General features: G+C 53.3%; 12 protein-coding genes. 7 read left to right on the top strand and 5 right to left on the bottom strand.

Translation table 11 applies throughout. The annotated features are described in order from the left end of the window. The first annotated feature begins 75 nt into the window (after positions 1-75). The 6 genes from LA337_08395 to LA337_08370 are packed head-to-tail and all read left to right on the top strand — an operon-like array spanning position 76 to position 6,330. The gene (locus LA337_08395) at positions 76-1,113 is read left to right on the top strand and encodes a 2-dehydro-3-deoxygalactonokinase (protein UBI17696.1); all 1,038 of its coding nucleotides are present in this window, start codon (positions 76-78) and stop codon (positions 1,111-1,113) included. Beyond that, positions 1,110-1,754 carry a 2-dehydro-3-deoxy-6-phosphogalactonate aldolase gene (locus LA337_08390; GenBank protein UBI17695.1) on the top strand — a complete coding sequence of 215 codons (645 nt, stop codon included), beginning with the start codon at positions 1,110-1,112 and terminating at the stop codon, positions 1,752-1,754. Before LA337_08395 ends, LA337_08390 begins: the two co-directional genes overlap by 4 nt. Further along, the gene (locus tag LA337_08385) at positions 1,751-3,190 is read left to right on the top strand and encodes a D-aminoacylase (GenBank protein UBI17694.1); all 1,440 of its coding nucleotides are present in this window, start codon (positions 1,751-1,753) and stop codon (positions 3,188-3,190) included. Before LA337_08390 ends, LA337_08385 begins: the two co-directional genes overlap by 4 nt. A gap of 12 nt (positions 3,191-3,202) precedes the next feature. Further along, positions 3,203-3,595 (top strand): RidA family protein, encoded by a 393-nt coding sequence (locus LA337_08380; protein ID UBI17693.1) that lies wholly within the window; start codon positions 3,203-3,205, stop codon positions 3,593-3,595. A 36-nt stretch (positions 3,596-3,631) separates the two neighbouring features. Further along, on the top strand, positions 3,632-5,116 hold the full coding sequence (locus tag LA337_08375) for a sodium:solute symporter family protein (GenBank protein ID UBI17692.1): 1,485 nt from the start codon (positions 3,632-3,634) through the stop codon (positions 5,114-5,116). Next, the gene (locus LA337_08370; protein UBI17691.1) at positions 5,113-6,330 is read left to right on the top strand and encodes an amino acid deaminase; all 1,218 of its coding nucleotides are present in this window, start codon (positions 5,113-5,115) and stop codon (positions 6,328-6,330) included. The genes LA337_08375 and LA337_08370 overlap by 4 nt, the downstream gene beginning before the upstream one ends. Positions 6,331-6,505: 175 nt before the next feature. Here LA337_08370 and phoH read toward each other — a convergent pair whose 3' ends face one another. From phoH to putP, 5 genes are all read right to left on the bottom strand, one after another. Beyond that, complete coding sequence (phoH, locus tag LA337_08365; protein UBI17690.1) at positions 6,506-7,294, bottom strand: phosphate starvation-inducible protein PhoH; 789 nt, start codon at positions 7,292-7,294, stop codon at positions 6,506-6,508. 522 nt (positions 7,295-7,816) lie between these two features. Continuing rightward, positions 7,817-9,100 carry a deferrochelatase/peroxidase EfeB gene (efeB, locus tag LA337_08360; GenBank protein UBI17689.1) on the bottom strand — a complete coding sequence of 428 codons (1,284 nt, stop codon included), beginning with the start codon at positions 9,098-9,100 and terminating at the stop codon, positions 7,817-7,819. Between the two features lie 5 nt (positions 9,101-9,105). Further along, entirely contained in the window at positions 9,106-10,233 is a 1,128-nt protein-coding gene (locus tag LA337_08355) for an iron uptake system protein EfeO (GenBank protein ID UBI17688.1), read from the bottom strand. A 58-nt stretch (positions 10,234-10,291) separates the two neighbouring features. Continuing rightward, positions 10,292-11,125, bottom strand: coding sequence for an FTR1 family protein (locus tag LA337_08350; protein UBI17687.1), 834 nt, complete (start codon positions 11,123-11,125; stop codon positions 10,292-10,294). Between the two features lie 950 nt (positions 11,126-12,075). After that, positions 12,076-13,584 (bottom strand): sodium/proline symporter PutP, encoded by a 1,509-nt coding sequence (gene putP / locus LA337_08345; GenBank protein UBI17686.1) that lies wholly within the window; start codon positions 13,582-13,584, stop codon positions 12,076-12,078. A gap of 422 nt (positions 13,585-14,006) precedes the next feature. Here putP and putA point away from each other — a divergent pair, with 422 nt between their 5' ends. Next, positions 14,007-17,969, top strand: a complete 3,963-nt coding sequence (gene putA, locus LA337_08340) for a trifunctional transcriptional regulator/proline dehydrogenase/L-glutamate gamma-semialdehyde dehydrogenase (protein ID UBI17685.1) — start codon at positions 14,007-14,009, stop codon at positions 17,967-17,969. Positions 17,970-17,971 lie beyond the last annotated feature (2 nt).

Genomic DNA, 17,971 nt, shown 5'->3' with positions numbered 1-17,971 from the left:
ACATTCCGTTAATTGATCAATAACCTCAAATAAACGGAACGTCATTCCAAACAAAATTCACGCAGGGGAAACGGCATGCTTATTGTCACTATCGACGCCGGTACGACCAACACACGAGTCCGTGTCTGGAAGGATAGCCGGGTAATTTCAGATACCAGTGAGTCCGTCGGAGTGCGTGATACGGCGATAACCGGAAATCAAAACAAGCTGATTAACGGTGTAAAAAAAGCCCTGGATTGCGCTTTGGCAGGTATCAGCGAACCTTATGAAATTGTGGCGTCAGGGATGATCACGTCAGACGTTGGACTCTATTGCGTCCCGCACCTCAGCGTACCGGTCTCATTCAACGACCTGGTTGAGGGAACCGTTGCGCATACAATCCCAGAAGTTTCAGCACACCCCATCTGGTTTATTCCTGGCGTTAAAAATGCGGTGGCTACGGTAGATGTCGAAAACATTGATGCCATGGACGTTATGCGTGGCGAAGAAGTTGAAACATTTGGTCTGCTGATGCAACACAACGTCAAAGGGCCGGCACTGATCGTGCTTCCCGGTTCCCACTCCAAGTTTATTCTGACGGATGAAAAAAAGCAGATCGTCAGTTGCGTTACCACAATGGCAGGAGAGCTTTTGGATGTCCTCACTCATCAGACCATTTTGGCGAATTCACTCGACGGCCAGTTTGTCACCAAACTGGACAACGACTACCTGCTAAAAGGGGCTGCATCCTGCCGCCGGGTAGGGCTGGCGCGCAGTTGCTTCACCGTGCGACTGCTCGATCTGTTTACTCAGTCCACGCATAACCAGAGAGCCAGTTATTTATTGGGGGCAACACTTTACTCTGACCTGCAGGCGATAAAGCAGAGTATGGCCCTGAATCTCTCACCTGAAACAAACATCATCATCAGCGGTAAACAGGTGCTTAAAGAAGCGCTGGCATCGCTGATTTCTACCGATTCTTTTTTTACCGGCAGCATTGTACAGGCAGACGACGATCCTCAGCGCCCTCTATCTGGCGTTGGCGCCCTCGCCCTTATGGAAACAATTCTCTGCCGCCACACCGTTAGCCAGCCGCCATTTTCCAGTGTCCTACATCAGGGAATTCCAACATGAATAACCATAACATCGCCCCCCTTGTCGCTATTTTGCGCGGCATACGGCCTGAAGAAATTGATATCCATATTCCTTTACTGATTGCGGCTGGTTTCCGCGCGATTGAAATTCCGCTGAATTCTCCACAATGGGAAGTCAGCATCGCGCAGGCCGTTCATACATATAGCGAGCAGGCCACAATCGGGGCGGGTACTGTCCTCAACGTAGAAAATGTGGACCGCCTGGCGCAATTAGGTTGCCAGCTGATTGTCACCCCGAATACCAGACCCGATGTGATTCGCCGGGCACTGGAACATCGGATGCAGGTTCTGCCGGGCTGCGCGACGCCAACGGAAGCATTCAGTGCCATTGATGCCGGCGCTCAGCAAATCAAGCTTTTCCCCACCAGCCAGTTTGGACCGGATTATGTACGGGCACTGAAATCTGTCCTGCCCTCACATACCGCGCTGTATGCGGTTGGCGGGATCACGCCAGACAACATTCAACTCTATCTTGACGCAGGCTGTGCTGGAGCCGGGCTCGGCAGCGATCTCTATCGTGCCGGACAATCCCCCACTCGCACCCAGCAACAGGCGCAGTCTTTTATCGCCGCCTATCAGCATTTTATTACCCAATCCTCCCGAACTATGGAGCACATATGAAGATTAACTGGTTGTTCAAAAACGCCACCGTCGTTGATGGTTCAGGAAATACGGAATACCAGGCTGATGTCGCGGTTGAAGGGGATCGGATTGTCCTTATCGCGCCATCCATCACCACCGCTGCAGAAAATATTATTGATTGTCGCGGGTTAGTGCTGTCCCCAGGGTTCATTGATGTCCATACCCATGACGATCTGGTTGTCATCAGAAAACCAGACTATATCGAGAAGACGTCCCAGGGCGTCACCAGCATTATTGTCGGAAATTGCGGTATCAGCGCCGCCTGCGCAACCCTAAAAGATGAGGTGCCAGACCCAATCAATTTGCTGGGTGAACTGGACGAGTTTCACTACCCGGACGTTGCCCGTTATCGTGAGCGCATCAATGCTGTAACTCCTTCAGTGAATGTTGCCACGCTGATTGGTCATACCACGCTGCGCAATAACTGCGTGGAATCACTGCTTGAACCCGCCAACGAAAACAATATCAACAGTATGCGCGAGACGCTTAATCAGGCCCTGCAGCAGGGTGCCTTGGGTTTGAGTACAGGTCTTTCGTATGGCAATGCCGTTAATGCTTCTACAGAAGAGATCTGCGCGCTCGCCGAACTACTCGCTGAACATCAGGGCCTTTATACCACCCATATGCGCACAGAATACGACGGTATTATCGATGCCATGCTGGAAGCATTCCAGGTCGGTCGTCATGGCCAGGTTCCCGTTCAGATCTCCCATCATAAATGCGCAGGTGCCAATAACTGGGGACGAACCACTGAAACGCTTGCGTTGATCGAGAAATATCAGCAACGCCAGGAGATCAACTGCGATGTCTATCCTTACCGAGCTGGCTCTTCCAACCTCGACCTGAAACAAGTCACTGAGGACTACGACATCCTGATCACGTGGTCCACACCGTATCCGGAGATGTCCGGTAAAACACTGCAACAGATAGCGCAACAGTGGGAGACAGATATTCACCACGCAGCAGCCCGGTTGCAGCCTGCTGGCGCAATCTATTTTCAGATGCACGAGGACGATGTTCGCCGGGTTTTACAACACCCCTCATCAATGGTGGGCTCAGACGGTCTGCCGTGCGACCCCAACCCACATCCACGTTTATGGGGAACCTTTCCACGCGTTCTCGGCCACTACAGTCGCGACGAGAAGCTCTTTCCACTCACCACGGCCATTCACAAGATGACAGGCATGTCCGCCTGGCGTTTTGGCCTGACGGGACGTGGACTGGTCCGGGAAGGTAATTTCGCTGACCTTGTCATTTTTGATCCGCAGAAAATCAACGAAACCGGCACCTTCCAGAACCCTAAGCAGACAGCCGACGGGATTGAACACGTGTTCGTTAACGGCGTCCTTACCTGGAGCCATAAGCAAATGACAGGCCTGCGCGCAGGCAAATTCTTAAGCAGAAAAGAACAATAACGGGAGATAAAAATGATTAAACGATACGGAACTGAAGGCTCTGAAGGGACTGGCGGACAAGCATTACCCTTTTCCAGAGCGGTTGCTGCCGACGGCTGGTTGTATGTCTCAGGCCAGACGCCAATGGTCGATGGTGAAATCATCGATGGTGGCATCGTTGCGCAGTCAACGCAGGCCATTCAGAACTGCCTCGACATCATGACTGAAGCCGGGTTCGGCAAAGAAGATATTGTGCATATGAAGGTGTTTCTTACCGATGCCCGTTACTTCCAGTCGTTCAACAAGGTCTTTAAAAGCTTCTTTGCCGAACATCCACCGGCTCGCGTGTGCTGCGTTGCCGACCTGGTCGTCGACTGTATGGTCGAAGTAGACATCACCTGCTTCAACTCAAAATTCAAAAGCTGACTGTTGACGATCACTCTTCAGTAACAAGGATCTATTATGCTACACGAAAATTTCCTGATGTGGTTTTTGATCTACGCCTTCGCCATGATGTTTGTTGGCTGGTACGTGACTCGCCATCAAAAAACCGGGGAGGATTTTATTCTCGGCGGGCGAAAGTTACCCATGCTGTTAACCCTGGGTTCGACCGTCGGTACAATGGTTGGCACAGGTTCCAGCATCGGCGCTGTCAGCTTTGGCTACAGTAACGGCTGGGCGGGAATGTTGTACGGTATTGGCGGCGCGACGGGGATCCTGCTGACAGCCTGGCTATTTGCGCCCGTTCGCAAAATGCGCTTCATGACCATGAGCGAGGAGATCTGCTATTACACAGGTGGTAGCCGAATCGTCAAAAATCTGGTGGCACTGTTGATTTTTCTCGCATCGATTGGCTGGTTGGGCGCGCATATCCTCGGCGGCGGCCTGTATTTAGCATGGGCAGCGAACATCGATATCACCACAGCAAAAATTATTATCGCCGTGGGTTTTATTTTCTACGTCGGAATTGGCGGATACAAAGCCGTCTCGTGGATCGACACGCTGCAATCCATTGTTCTGTTCCTTGGGTTTATCATGTTAGCAGCAATGTCCGTCAGCTACGTCGGCGGTTGGGATGTCGTGGTCGCAAAGACCGATCCACAGGCATTCACGCTGTTTGGGATCGGCAAACTGGGACTTCTCCCCGCCATTTCGCTGTCGATCGTTATTGGCATTGGCGTGCTGGCAACGCCATCATACCGCCAGCGCATATACTCTGCGGCCTCGACCCGCGCGATTCGTCAATCGTTTGTGATAACGGGTCTGCTTTACATGGGATTCTCTTTCCTTCCCGCGATTATCGGTATGGCTACCCATGTGATGGATCCTGGTCTTGAAAATCCGAGTTTTGCATTCCTCTACGCGACAAACTCGCTCCCGTATGTTCTGGCCATGGTGGTGTTAATAGCAGGGATGTCCGCTAACCTGTCATCCGGCAGCTCGGATGCCATCGCCGGGGTTTCCATTATTCTGCGTGATATATACACCATGGTGACAGGCAAAATGCCGCCGCCGGAAAAAGCAATTAACCTGTCACGTATTTTCCTGCTGTGCGTCATCGCGCTGGCACTGGTTTTTGCCCTGACCTCGAACGATATCATTGGCTACATCACCAAAATGATCTCGATGATCATGTCCGGTATGTGCGTCACCGTATTACTGGGCAAATTCTGGCTGCGTTTTAACTGGCAGGGCTGCATCGCCGCGTTGCTGGGAGGAAGCCTGACCTCGCTGGCGGTGATCCTTTCACCGGTATGGTCAAAAGCATTAGGTAATCCGGTGATTCCTGCGCTGTCTGTCAGCCTGGTTGCCGCCGTGGTGGTAACGTTGCTGACGCCGCAGAATAAGCTCTCCCGTGAAGAGGTGCTAAAAATGATCACTGATGAACGTGAAAATACCAGCCATACGCCACGTTCGAACGCAACGCCCGTAAGGAGCGCAGAATGACAGTTGCCGCACATAAATCAGCCATTATGCTGACCCCCTCTTCCGCCCGGGCCTGCGTGCTGAATGAGGATGTTTGTTTGCCCGCCGCGGTGATAAAGGCCCAGGCGCTGGAGAACAATATTTTGTGGATGCAGCGTTACGCAGATACCCGAGGCGTATCGTTGGCTCCCCACGGGAAAACATCCATGACTCCATGGATATTCCGTCAGCAGCAGCAAGCGGGCGCATGGGCAATTGGCGTAGGGAGCGCCTGGCAGGCGCAGGCAGCCATGGCATGTGGTATCCAGCGGGTGCTGATGGCCAACCAACTGGTGGGCAAAGCCAACATGCTGTTGGTCTCACAGTTAAAAAACACATATCCGGACGCTGAATATCTCTGTCTGGTTGACAGCCTGGACAATGCCAGAACGCTGGCCAGATTCTTTAACGAGCGTCAGCAAACGCTGGATGTGTTGGTCGAGTTGGGCGTTTCTGGCGGGCGCAGCGGATGCCGCACGACCGCAGAAGCGCTCGCGCTTACCGCCGAAATTTCACAGATGTCAGGTTTGCGCCTGCGTGGACTGGAACTATATGAAGGCGTGCTGCACGGCCACGATCCCCAGCCGCAAATTGAAACGCTGCTTTGCGACGCCGCGCTGCTGGCGTGTCAGATGGAAAAATATGTCGACGGCGAGTTTGTTCTCACTGGCGCAGGTACCGTCTGGTATGACGTGGTATGTAACATCTGGCTGGCAGCAAAGACCCCCTCTCATTGCCGGATAGTTATTCGTCCGGGTTGTTACATTACGCATGACAATGGTATTTATCAGCAGGCGCAAAAGGAATTAATGGCACGCGACAGCATTGCCAGCCATCTGGGCGGCGATTTAGCCCCCGCCCTGGAACTGATGGCTATGGTGCAGTCGGTACCGGAACCTTCACTTGCCGTGGTCAATTTTGGCAAACGTGATGCAGCTTTTGATGCAGGATTACCCCAACCGGTAGCCCTGTATCGCAATGGCAAAGCGCTGCCATTTCAATCCGGTGCAATCACCAGTACAGGAATAATGGATCAACACTGTATGCTATCTCTGGCGCCAGGCTGCAACATCCAGGTTGGTGACATTATTGTTTTTGGCACATCCCACCCCTGCCTGACCTTTGATAAATGGAAAGCCCTGTATTTAGTTGATGAGGAATACAATGTGTTGGAGGAACTGCGCACAGCATTTTAAATACTCTCAATTCTGGTAATAAAGAGCGCAAGTAGCAAATGGCAAGAGCCTTATTCGGCCTAAACAGTAGTTGTTTTACCAGGCCTGTGCCAACGACTGGAGTAGCAAAAAAAAGTAATGTGCTGACGTCAAACAACAAAGCCCGGTTTCCCGGGCCTTGAAGACGGCGTACTTATCAGTTGTAAGCGTTAAGCGTCCGCTGACAGAGCGCAGAGCGGACGCAATCGTCTTTATTGAAACGAACAATCCCAACCATATCATCTTCTTCGAAACGGGCCAGCGCATCGCTAAGCCCTGAGCGAACGTGGGCTGGTAGATCGCACTGGGTCACATCCCCATTCACAATCACCGTCACATTCTCCCCGAGGCGGGTTAAAAACATCTTCATTTGCGCAGCAGTGACGTTCTGAGCCTCGTCAAGAATAACCACTGCATTTTCAAATGTACGTCCACGCATATAGGCGAACGGCGCGATTTCCACCTTACCAATCTCAGGTCGCAGGCAATATTGCATGAAGGAGGCTCCCAGACGTTTCACCAGCACGTCATACACTGGACGAAAATAGGGAGCAAACTTCTCGGAAACATCCCCAGGTAAGAAGCCAAGGTCTTCATCAGCTTGCAGAACTGGACGGGTTACAATGATCCTGTCCACGTCTTTGTGGATCAGAGCCTCTGCTGCTTTTGCCGCGCTGATCCAGGTTTTACCACACCCGGCTTCACCGGTGGCGAAGATCAGCTGTTTACTCTCAATAGCATTCAGGTAGTGCGCCTGAGCTTCATTTCGCGCCGTGATTGGCGTGGCGTCACGACTGTCACGCGCCATACCAATCGCTTCTACGCCGCCCATCTGCACAAGCGAGGTGACCGATTCATCTTCACGTTGCTTATGGCTACGCGAATCCCGCCTCAGCACACGTTTTGCTTCACGACGAGCTTTGATCACTGCTTTTTGTCTTCCCATGGATAGCACCTTGAGTTGTAGGTATACATCACACGCGCCGTTGGCGGCACGATTATGCGCACGAACATCTGAGGGTTGGCTTCCTTGTAAGCCATTGCTTGCTTTCGGATAAGACGCCACGCACAGCTACGCGCACCATACAGGGCGTCAGTAACAAGGATAAGAAGTGAATGAGAGAGAGATTTAGCGGTGACGAGGAGGCTACCGGAAGAGAAACGTCCGCGTAAAGTACTGCGACTACTGTGAAAAACGTGTCCAATACAGGACTTTTCCATTCGCGATCTCCATAGTGAACGACTATCACCGCCGGGAACTACCGCTATTACTTATAATTACATCATAACCTCTCGTTAATGCAACAATATTTTTACTTGTTGTTAACTTAAATTCTATCTTATCACCAGAGACAGTTTCTTGCCCAGAGATGACAGAATTATTTCAGTTCTATACCGATCATAAAAAATAATTTGTTGATTCATCAAGATGTCAGGAAAAGCCCCGATGTACAACGGGGCATAATTATCAGGCTTCGAGCAAAGACTGTCCCAGATAGCGATCTGCAGTTTTGACACCCGGCAAAGCAAAGAAGTATCCCCCACCAATCGGTTTGACATACTCTTCCAGCGCTTCGCCGTTCAGGCGTTTCTGCACCGTCAAAAAGCCTTTTTCCAGATCGTGTTGATAGCAGACAAACAACAGTCCCATATCCAGTTGACCGGAATTGGTCACACCGAGCGAATAGCTGTAGCCACGGCGCATCATCAGGCTGGAGTCGGTCTCTTTCGTGCGCGGATTCGCCAGGCGAATATGGCTGTCGAGCGCAATCACCTCACCCTCGGGATCGCTGGCATAGTCAGGTACATCGTGCTCATGCTGCATACCCAGCGGCGCGCCGGTGTGTTTATCGCGACCAAAAATCGTTTGCTGCTCTTTCAGCGGCGTACGATCCCAGAACTCAACGCGGAACTGAATGAGCCTGACGGCCTGATAGCTTCCGCCTTGCGCCCAGGCAGGTTCGCCCTGCCCATCCGTAACCCACACCACGTCTTGCATCAACTTCGCATCCGTAGCGTCCGGATTCGCGGTGCCGTCTTTAAAGCCAAGCAAATTAACCGGGGTCTCTTTACCTTTGCTACGCGCGGCATGATCGGAAATAAACCCTTCACGTTTCCAGCGCACGCTGAGGAGATCGGGCGTATGTTTAATGATATCGCGCAGCGCGTGGATGACAGTGTCTTGCGTGTTGGCACAAATCTGCAGCAGCATATCGCCATGGCACAGCGCCGCGTCCAGTGAATCATTCGGGAAGCGGGTCATTTTTTGCAGCTTTTTTGGCATCTGCGATTTCAGGCCATAGCGTTCATCGAACAGCGAGGAGCCGACTGACAACGTCATCGTCAGGTTGTCTGGCGCAATGTATGCGCCGAGGATACCTGAATCCATAGGGGGAAGACGTGGATTCGGCGTATCCGGAGCCGGTCCGCCGGTGGTCAGAAACGCAAACCGGCTGGTCAACAACCGAAACAAACGTTCGAGATCGGCCTTATCGCTGGCGAGAACATCAAACGCCACCAGCATCATCGATGCCTGCTGCGGCGTCAGGATGCCCGCCTGATGCTGGCCATAAAGCGGTTGCGCTTCGCTACGTGCATCAGGGGACAGCGTTCCCGGTGCACTTTGCGGTTTTTGCGCGTGGGCAACCGGACATCCTCCGGCAAGCGCAAGCGCGCCACCCAGGGCGCCCATCCCTTTCAGTAAACGTCGGCGTGACGGTTCGCTCACGCCGTTTTCATTATCTTGCTGCATAGTGCTTAATCCAGACCCAAAACACCGCGTAATTGCGACAAGTCTTCCGCCAGCGTCGTGATTGGCCCTTTCAGCGCATTTCGATCGGCTTCGGTCAGTTTGTCATAGGTTTCAAAGCCGTCTTTGGTACGGTACTTGCTCAGAATGGTATCGACTTTTTTGAAGTTCGCGTCCACCTTCGCCAACAGCTCAGCATTGGATTTTTGTAACTGAGGACGCAGGAGATCGACAATTTTCTGCGCACCATCAACGTTGGCCTGGAAATCCCACAGATCGGTATGGCTGTAGCGATCTTCTTCCCCGCTGATTTTGCTGGCAGCGACTTCTTCAATCAGTCCTGCTGCCCCGCCAACCACTTTAGACGGTGGGAAAGCCAGCTCGCTAATACGCGTTTGCAGGTCAAGAACATCGCTGTTTAATTGGTCGGCATACTTGTCCATACCTTGAGTGGTATTGTCGCCAAACAGCGCTTTCTCCAGGCGGTGGAAGCCGGTGAATTTGGGATCGGCGGATTTTTGCTCATAATCATCTTCACGCGCATCGATGCTGCCGTCGAGATCGGAGAACAGTTCAGCAATCGGTTCAATACGTTCATAATGCTGACGGGTTGGCGCGTACAGCGATTTCGCTTTTTCCAGATCGCCGGCTTTAATCGCATCGGTGAAGGCTTTGGTCCCCGCAACCAATTGCGCGGTTTCGGCTGTCACATAGGTTTTGTATTCGGTAATCGCGCCGCTCAGACTCAGCAGAGCATCGCTTTGTGCGGCATCCGCCGTTGCACTGCCTTTTACGATCAGTTTACCTTTCGGGTTAGTCAACAGACCGCAGGTCATATCATATTCACCGGGCTGCAGGTTAGCCGTCATTTTCTGGCTAAAGCCTGGCGCAATGTTTTCGCGCTCTTCAACCACCATAACGCCTTTAAGAATTTCCCACTCCAGCGCTTTCTGGCTGTGGTTCTGGATGATGAACTGCGTTTTCCCGGCGTTTACCGTGATCGTCATCGGTTCACATTGTTTGTCGTTAACCGTGACCTTCACCTGCGGAATATCGGCGGCTTGTGCAGTAAAAGCGGAGGCAAACAGCGCGGCAATACCCAACTGCAGCGCACTACGGCGAAAATTAAACGTCATAACCTGGCCCTATAAATAAGTATGTTGTAACTAAAAGATATTCTGCATCGCTTTTTGATCAAGGTGCGGTACGCGATGCCGTAGTGCCTGAACGCGGCGGTAGCGCAAACATAATCAACGCCGGAATCAGGTAGATAAACCAGACAGCGACTTCACTCACGCTTGGCGCTTCCTGATAGCCGAAAATGCCTTCCATCAATGTGCCAAACAGCGAATGCGTCGACAGCACACTGCTCAGGTCAAACGCCACATCCTGAAAATGATTCCACAAACCGGCTTCGTGGAAAGCGCGGATCGCCCCAGCGGCAAGACCGGCAGCCACCAGCAAAATGAACAGGCTGGTCCATTTAAAGAATGCCCCGAGGTTGAGGCGAATGCCGCCGAGGTAAATCAGGTATCCCAGTACCACTGCGGTAGCCAGTCCCAGCATCGCGCCTAACGGCGGCCAGATACCTACATCCTGCTGGAATGCGGCCAGCAGGAAGAACACCGACTCCAGCCCTTCACGGGCAACGGCAAAAAAGACCATCATCACCAGCGCCCAGCCGTGATGGTTGCCACGCTGCAACGCGTTATCGACAGCCTGTTCAAGCTGGACTTTGACGTTGCGCGAAACTTTACGCATCCAGAACACCATCCAGGTGAGGATCACCACGGCAATGACCGCCACGATGCCTTCAAACAGCTCCTGTTCTTTTTGCGGAAATTCACCGGTGGTTTCGTTGATGAAAACTCCTAACGCCAGGCATAATGCCGCCGCCAACAGAACACCAATCCACATCACACCAATCCATCGACCACGCTGAGTCCGTTTCAGGTAGCTGGCAATCAGGCTGACAATCAGCGCGGCCTCTAACCCTTCGCGCAACATAATTAGAAATGGAACAAACATGCGAAGAACCCTTAAACGTTATTCTCGGTCAATTGATGAAAAGAAAAGTAAATTACAGTGATAGTGATTATCATTACAGTAAAGAAAAACTCAAGCAGAATGTTTTGAGAATGATGACTTAATGTAAACAGTTAGGCGGGTAACGGTTATAGCGAGCTTGCAGCGTAGGTAATAAAAGCCCCCACATGCGGCAATGTCATTAAGTTAACGCCTGTGTATCAGAAAGCATCAACCTGTATTCGCGAAGGTAATGAACATGCTATTTCAGAGAAAGGATTCCGTTCACCTCATGTACATCGTTTCTCTGAAGCACCGATTCCTGTGAACGTGTAAAGGGCGTTCTCCGCCACGCCCTTTACAATCCCGGCTCCCGGCGGGAAAATTGCCGCTCCGCGGTCCCCTCCGTTTATTCCTCCAGGCGACCGGGCCGGGCGCGAGGTAGCATCCCTGCAAAGCGCGCCCTGAGCCAGCATCCATGCTGGCTCTCCCGGCCTTACGGAAACACGTCGGCATTTTTCAGCCGGACCAGCCACACCTGACCTCCTGCACTTTTATTTGAATATATTTGAACAGCAAAAAAGATTTAGCTGAAAGTCAGAGCGTTGAAGCGATGACCCCGGTCCGGCTGAAAATCGATGAGGCGTTGACGGCTGACCGGGTCTGTCCGCAGGGATGCGGACAGAGGGGACGGCCTGCAGGGACGCAGGCTCGGCCCCGACCCGACAGGCAGACGGCATAAGACGAATAGCTCGCGCAGCGACGATTTTCCCGCCGGGAGCCTGGGATGCAAGGGAGGCGGCGGTGAGCCTCCCTTGCACGTTCACAGGTATAGCGATATCAGAGAAGCAATGCACATAAGGTGAACGGAAACTAATTCAGGGTAAAACGTTCTCCATACATGCTTAACCGAACGGTATTGCGCACACAGCGAGCCTGAGGACAAAGGCAGATTATTCTGCCTGTAAACGCGATGGCGGAGCTGAGTGATAATGCGCATCAGCCTCGGCAAAACGTTGCTGCATAGCCGTTGATGGCGCTTTACCCAGCAGGCTGAAGACCACAATACCGATGCTGCCGAAAACAAAGCCCGGGATGATTTCATACAGACCCAACCAGGCAAACTGCTTCCAGACGATTACCGTCACCGCACCAATGATCATCCCCGCCAGCGCGCCGTTGCGGGTCATACGCGACCACATTACGGAGAACAGGACTACCGGACCAAACGCCGCGCCGAAGCCGGCCCAGGCATAGCTTACCAGACCAAGTACGCGGTTCTCCGGATTCGCCGCTAGCGCGATGGACACCAACGCCACGACCAGCACCATGATGCGGCCAATCCATACCAGCTCTTTCTGGCTGGCATTTTTACGCAGGAACGCTTTGTACAAATCTTCGGTGATTGCGCTGGAGCACACCAGCAACTGGCAGCTCAGAGTCGACATAACCGCAGCGAGGATCGCAGACAGCAGAATACCGGCAATCCATGGGTTAAACAGTATTTGCGCCAGTTCAATAAACACACGCTCGGCGTTCTGGTTAACGGCACCGGCAAGCTGTGGGTTGTTGTTAAAGTAAGCAATACCAAAGAAGCCTACGGCCACGGCACCTGCCAGACACAGGATCATCCAGGTCATGCTGATACGACGAGCATGAACGATGCTATGGTGGGAATCTGCCGCCATAAAGCGCGCCAGAATATGCGGCTGGCCAAAGTAACCCAGACCCCAGCCCATCAGGGAAATGATGGCAACAAAATTCAGCCCTTTGAACATGTCCACGTTCTCAATGCTCTTTTGTTTAATCACTTCCAGCGAATCTTCAAATCCACCTACGCCAATAATGACCATTACCGGCGTCAGGATGAGAGCAAAGATCATCAGGCTGGCCTGGACGGTATCCGTCCAGCTTACCGCCAGAAAACCACCAATAAAGGTATAAATGATCGTCGCGGCCGCGCCCGCCCACAGCGCTGTTTCGTAGCTCATGCCAAAGGTGCTTTCAAACAGACGCGCCCCTGCCACAATCCCTGAAGCACAATAGATGGTGAAAAACAGCAGAATAACCAACGCGGAGATAATACGCAGAATTCGGCTTTTATCTTCAAAGCGACCGGTAAAGTAATCCGGTAACGTCAGCGCATTGTTATTGTATTCGGTATGTACGCGTAAACGTCCGGCCACCAACTTCCAGTTGATCCATGCGCCCAAAATAAGGCCGATGGCGATCCAGCTTTCTGAAATGCCCGACAGGAAAATCGCGCCAGGCAAACCCATCAGCAACCAGCCGCTCATGTCAGATGCCCCGGCGGATAACGCGGTCACGAATGGACCCAGACTGCGTCCACCAAGAATGTAATCGTCAAAGTTTTTGGTTGAACGCCATGCAATAAACCCTATCAATATCATGCCGAAAATATAGACACAGAATGTCACTAACATCGGTGTGCTAATAGCCATCAAAACTCTCCAAAATTATGTATCAGCAATGCCGTGGCTTGCCGTTTTATTACCCTGCCGGAACGTGGCAAAGATATCTATGTTTACCAGGGCGACCGTATCCTGCCGGAAGCGATGGTTATTCACAATCGATTTAACACATCATTTACATCAAATTTGATCCAGAGTAGATAGCATTTTTCTGTAGGTTGCACTCTCTCACACTTTTTACGGTTGCACCTTTTAAAAGTGTTAACTACTGCAGAGAAAAAGATTCGGCAATTATTACAGCCTCTTTCATAACGCTCATATTTATTAACATTTCATTCATTTCCAAGCTTGCAAACCAAGTCACATTTAACACGGTTGCACAAAGTTGCAACATGGTAGATATTTCTCGGTAACTATCAGCCCCGTATTTAAGTACAACAGGAGTAAACGGCATGGGAACCACCACGATGGGGGTTAAGCTGGATGACGCCACTCGCGAGCGTATTAAAACAGCAGCATCACGAATCGATCGCACGCCACATTGGCTGATCAAACAAGCCATCTTTAATTATCTCGAAAGACTGGAAAATGACGACGCGCTTCCTGAGCTGCCAGCCCTGCTGGCGGGTGCCGCGAATGAGGGTGAGGAGTCAACCACCCCGCAGAATGAAGCGCATCAGCCCTTCCTGGAATTTGCCGAACAGATCCTGCCGCAGTCAGTTTCGCGCGCGGCAATTACCGCCGCGTACCGCCGCGCCGAAACCGACGCAGTGCCGATGCTGATGGAGCAGGCACGTCTGCCGCAACCCATCGCCGAGCAAGCGCATAAACTGGCGTACGATCTGGCCGACAAACTGCGTAACCAGAAGACCGCCAGCGGCCGCGCCGGGATGGTACAAGGTTTATTGCAGGAATTCTCCCTTTCTTCACAGGAAGGCGTCGCGCTGATGTGTCTGGCGGAAGCCCTGCTGCGTATTCCCGATAAGGCAACCCGCGATGCGTTAATCCGCGACAAAATCAGCAACGGCAACTGGCAGTCGCACATTGGACGCAGCCCCTCCCTGTTCGTCAACGCGGCGACCTGGGGGCTGTTGTTTACCGGTCGTCTGGTTTCTACGCATAACGAAGCCAGCCTCTCACGCTCACTCAACCGTATTATCGGCAAGAGCGGTGAACCACTGGTGCGTAAAGGCGTCGACATGGCAATGCGCCTGATGGGCGAGCAGTTCGTCACCGGAGAGACTATCGCCGAAGCGCTGGCTAACGCGCGTAAACTGGAAGAAAAAGGTTTCCGCTACTCTTACGACATGCTGGGCGAAGCGGCTCTGACCGCCGCCGATGCCCAGGCTTATATGGTTTCGTACCAGCAGGCGATCCACGCCATTGGTAAAGCCTCTAATGGCCGCGGTATCTATGAAGGGCCTGGCATTTCTATCAAGCTGTCGGCGCTGCATCCGCGTTACAGTCGTGCGCAGTACGATCGCGTAATGGATGAACTCTATCCTCGTCTGAAGTCGCTTACACTGCTGGCGCGCCAGTACGACATCGGCATCAACATTGACGCCGAAGAGGCCGACCGACTGGAGATCTCCCTCGATCTGCTGGAAAAATTGTGCTTTGAACCTGAACTGGCGGGCTGGAACGGTATCGGCTTTGTTATCCAGGCTTATCAGAAGCGCTGCCCGTATGTTATCGACTACCTGATTGACCTCGCCACGCGCAGCCGCCGTCGCCTGATGATCCGTCTGGTTAAGGGCGCCTACTGGGACAGCGAAATCAAACGTGCGCAAATGGACGGTCTGGAAGGGTATCCTGTCTACACCCGTAAGGTGTACACCGATGTTTCCTATCTGGCCTGTGCGAAAAAACTGCTTGCGGTACCGAATCTGATCTACCCGCAGTTCGCCACCCACAACGCCCATACGCTGGCGGCAATTTATCAGTTAGCCGGTCAGAACTACTATCCGGGTCAGTATGAGTTCCAGTGTCTGCACGGCATGGGCGAACCGCTGTATGAGCAGGTCACCGGCAAAGTTGCCGATGGCAAACTGAACCGTCCATGCCGCATTTATGCACCGGTCGGCACGCACGAAACGCTGCTGGCATACCTGGTGCGTCGTCTGCTGGAAAACGGCGCCAACACCTCGTTCGTCAACCGCATTGCAGACACTACCCTGCCGCTGGATGAACTGGTGGCCGATCCGGTCGAAGCCGTTGAAAAACTGGCGCAGCAGGAAGGCCAGGCCGGGCTGCCGCATCCGAAAATTGCCCTGCCGCGTGACCTGTATGGTAAAGGTCGCGAAAACTCAGGCGGGCTGGATTTAGCGAACGAACATCGTCTGGCCTCGCTGTCTTCTGCCCTGCTCAACAGCGCGCTGCAAAAATGGCACGCTAAACCGATGCTCGAACATCCGGTTGCTGACGGTGAAATGACGCCAGTCGTCAACCCGGCCGAACCGAAAGACATTGTCGGTTACGTGCGTGAAGCGACTCACAACGAAGTGGAACAGGCGCTGCAGAACGCGGTAAATAACGCGCCGATCTGGTTCGCCACCCCACCACAAGAGCGCGCCGCTATTTTGCATCGCGCCGCCGTTGTGATGGAAGGTCAGATGCAGCAGTTGATTGGCATCCTGGTGCGCGAAGCGGGTAAAACCTTCAGCAACGCCATTGCGGAAGTGCGCGAAGCGGTCGACTTCCTGCACTATTATGCTGGTCAGGTCCGCGATGACTTCGATAATGAAACCCATCGTCCGTTAGGGCCGGTGGTCTGTATCAGCCCATGGAACTTCCCGCTGGCTATTTTCACCGGGCAGATTGCCGCCGCATTGGCGGCAGGTAATAGCGTGCTGGCAAAACCTGCGGAACAAACTCCGCTGATTGCCGCCCAGGGTATCGCTATTTTACTCGAAGCGGGTGTACCGCCGGGCGTGGTACAACTGCTGCCAGGTCAGGGTGAAACCGTCGGGGCGCAGCTCACTTCCGATGAGCGCGTACGCGGCGTCATGTTTACCGGCTCAACGGAAGTCGCCACGCTGTTGCAACGCAATATCGCGACCCGCCTTGATGCGCAGGGGCGTCCAATCCCGCTTATCGCCGAAACCGGTGGGATGAACGCCATGATTGTCGACTCTTCCGCATTGACGGAACAGGTCGTGGTCGACGTTCTGGCTTCTGCTTTTGACAGCGCCGGGCAGCGCTGTTCCGCACTACGCGTCCTGTGTCTGCAGGATGATATAGCCGATCATACGCTGAAAATGCTGCGCGGTGCGATGGCGGAATGCCGTATGGGCAACCCGGGTCGCCTGACCACCGATATTGGGCCGGTTATCGATGAAGAAGCCAAAGCCAATATTGAGCGCCATATTCAGGCCATGCGCGCCAAAGGACGCCCGGTGTTCCAGGCCGCGCGCGAAAACAGCGACGATGCGCGTGAATGGCAAACCGGTACCTTTATCGCGCCGACGCTTATCGAGCTGGAAAGCTTCGACGAATTACAAAAAGAGGTGTTCGGTCCGGTACTGCACGTTGTGCGTTACACCCGTAACAATCTGGGCAACCTGATTGAACAAATCAATGCCTCCGGCTACGGCCTGACGCTGGGCGTACACACCCGAATCGATGAAACCATCGCCCAGGTCACAGGCTCGGCACACGTGGGGAACCTGTATGTTAACCGCAATATGGTTGGCGCCGTCGTCGGGGTGCAGCCATTCGGTGGCGAAGGCTTGTCAGGAACCGGACCAAAAGCGGGTGGACCGCTGTATCTGTACCGCCTGCTGGCAAACCGTCCGGAAAATGCGTTAGGCATTACGCTTGCCCGTCAGGATGCGGACTATCCGGTCGATGCGCAGCTTAAGGCTGCACTTGTTCAGCCGCTGGAAGCGCTCAGCGAATGGGCAACCGACCGTCCATCGCTGCGTGCTCTCTGCCAGCAGTATGGCGAACTGTCGCAGGCCGGAACCCAACGTCTGCTGCCTGGGCCAACCGGTGAACGCAATACCTGGACACTGTTGCCGCGCGAACGCGTGCTGTGTATCGCTGATGATGAACAGGACGCGCTGGTACAGCTTGCTGCGGTGGCTTCCGTAGGGAGCTTAATCCTGTGGCCAGATGATGCGTTCCATCGTGACCTGGCAAAACGTTTGCCAACCGCGGTTTCCGGGCGCATTCAGTTTGCCAAAGCGGACAACATCACTACCCAGCCGTTTGATGCGGTTATTTTCCACGGCGATTCCGATCAGCTTCGCGCACTGTGCGAAGCCGTGGCGGCCCGCGAAGGGGCGATCGTGTCGGTCCAGGGCTTTGCCCGCGGCGAAAGCAATATTCTGCTAGAGAGGCTGTACATTGAACGCTCCCTGAGTGTCAATACCGCCGCGGCTGGGGGTAACGCCAGCCTGATGACAATCGGCTAAGG

It is taken from the genome of Citrobacter europaeus (genome assembly GCA_020099315.1).
Classification (GTDB): domain Bacteria; phylum Pseudomonadota; class Gammaproteobacteria; order Enterobacterales; family Enterobacteriaceae; genus Citrobacter; species Citrobacter europaeus.
The sequence above is the reverse complement of the archived record's forward strand: the minus strand, read 5'-3'. Positions and strand labels throughout refer to the sequence as shown.

Excerpts from the sequence above, each read along its gene's own strand:
- LA337_08395 (UBI17696.1), top strand. The coding sequence starts at position 76 with ATGCTTATTGTCACTATCGACGCCGGTACGACCAACACACGAGTCCGT.
- LA337_08390 (UBI17695.1), top strand. The coding sequence starts at position 1,110 with ATGAATAACCATAACATCGCCCCCCTTGTCGCTATTTTGCGCGGCATA.
- LA337_08385 (UBI17694.1), top strand. The coding sequence starts at position 1,751 with ATGAAGATTAACTGGTTGTTCAAAAACGCCACCGTCGTTGATGGTTCA.
- LA337_08380 (UBI17693.1), top strand. The coding sequence starts at position 3,203 with ATGATTAAACGATACGGAACTGAAGGCTCTGAAGGGACTGGCGGACAA.
- LA337_08375 (UBI17692.1), top strand. The coding sequence starts at position 3,632 with ATGCTACACGAAAATTTCCTGATGTGGTTTTTGATCTACGCCTTCGCC.
- LA337_08370 (UBI17691.1), top strand. The coding sequence starts at position 5,113 with ATGACAGTTGCCGCACATAAATCAGCCATTATGCTGACCCCCTCTTCC.
- phoH (UBI17690.1), bottom strand. The coding sequence starts at position 7,294 with ATGGGAAGACAAAAAGCAGTGATCAAAGCTCGTCGTGAAGCAAAACGT.
- efeB (UBI17689.1), bottom strand. The coding sequence starts at position 9,100 with ATGCAGCAAGATAATGAAAACGGCGTGAGCGAACCGTCACGCCGACGT.
- LA337_08355 (UBI17688.1), bottom strand. The coding sequence starts at position 10,233 with ATGACGTTTAATTTTCGCCGTAGTGCGCTGCAGTTGGGTATTGCCGCG.
- LA337_08350 (UBI17687.1), bottom strand. The coding sequence starts at position 11,125 with ATGTTTGTTCCATTTCTAATTATGTTGCGCGAAGGGTTAGAGGCCGCG.
- putP (UBI17686.1), bottom strand. The coding sequence starts at position 13,584 with ATGGCTATTAGCACACCGATGTTAGTGACATTCTGTGTCTATATTTTC.
- putA (UBI17685.1), top strand. The coding sequence starts at position 14,007 with ATGGGAACCACCACGATGGGGGTTAAGCTGGATGACGCCACTCGCGAG.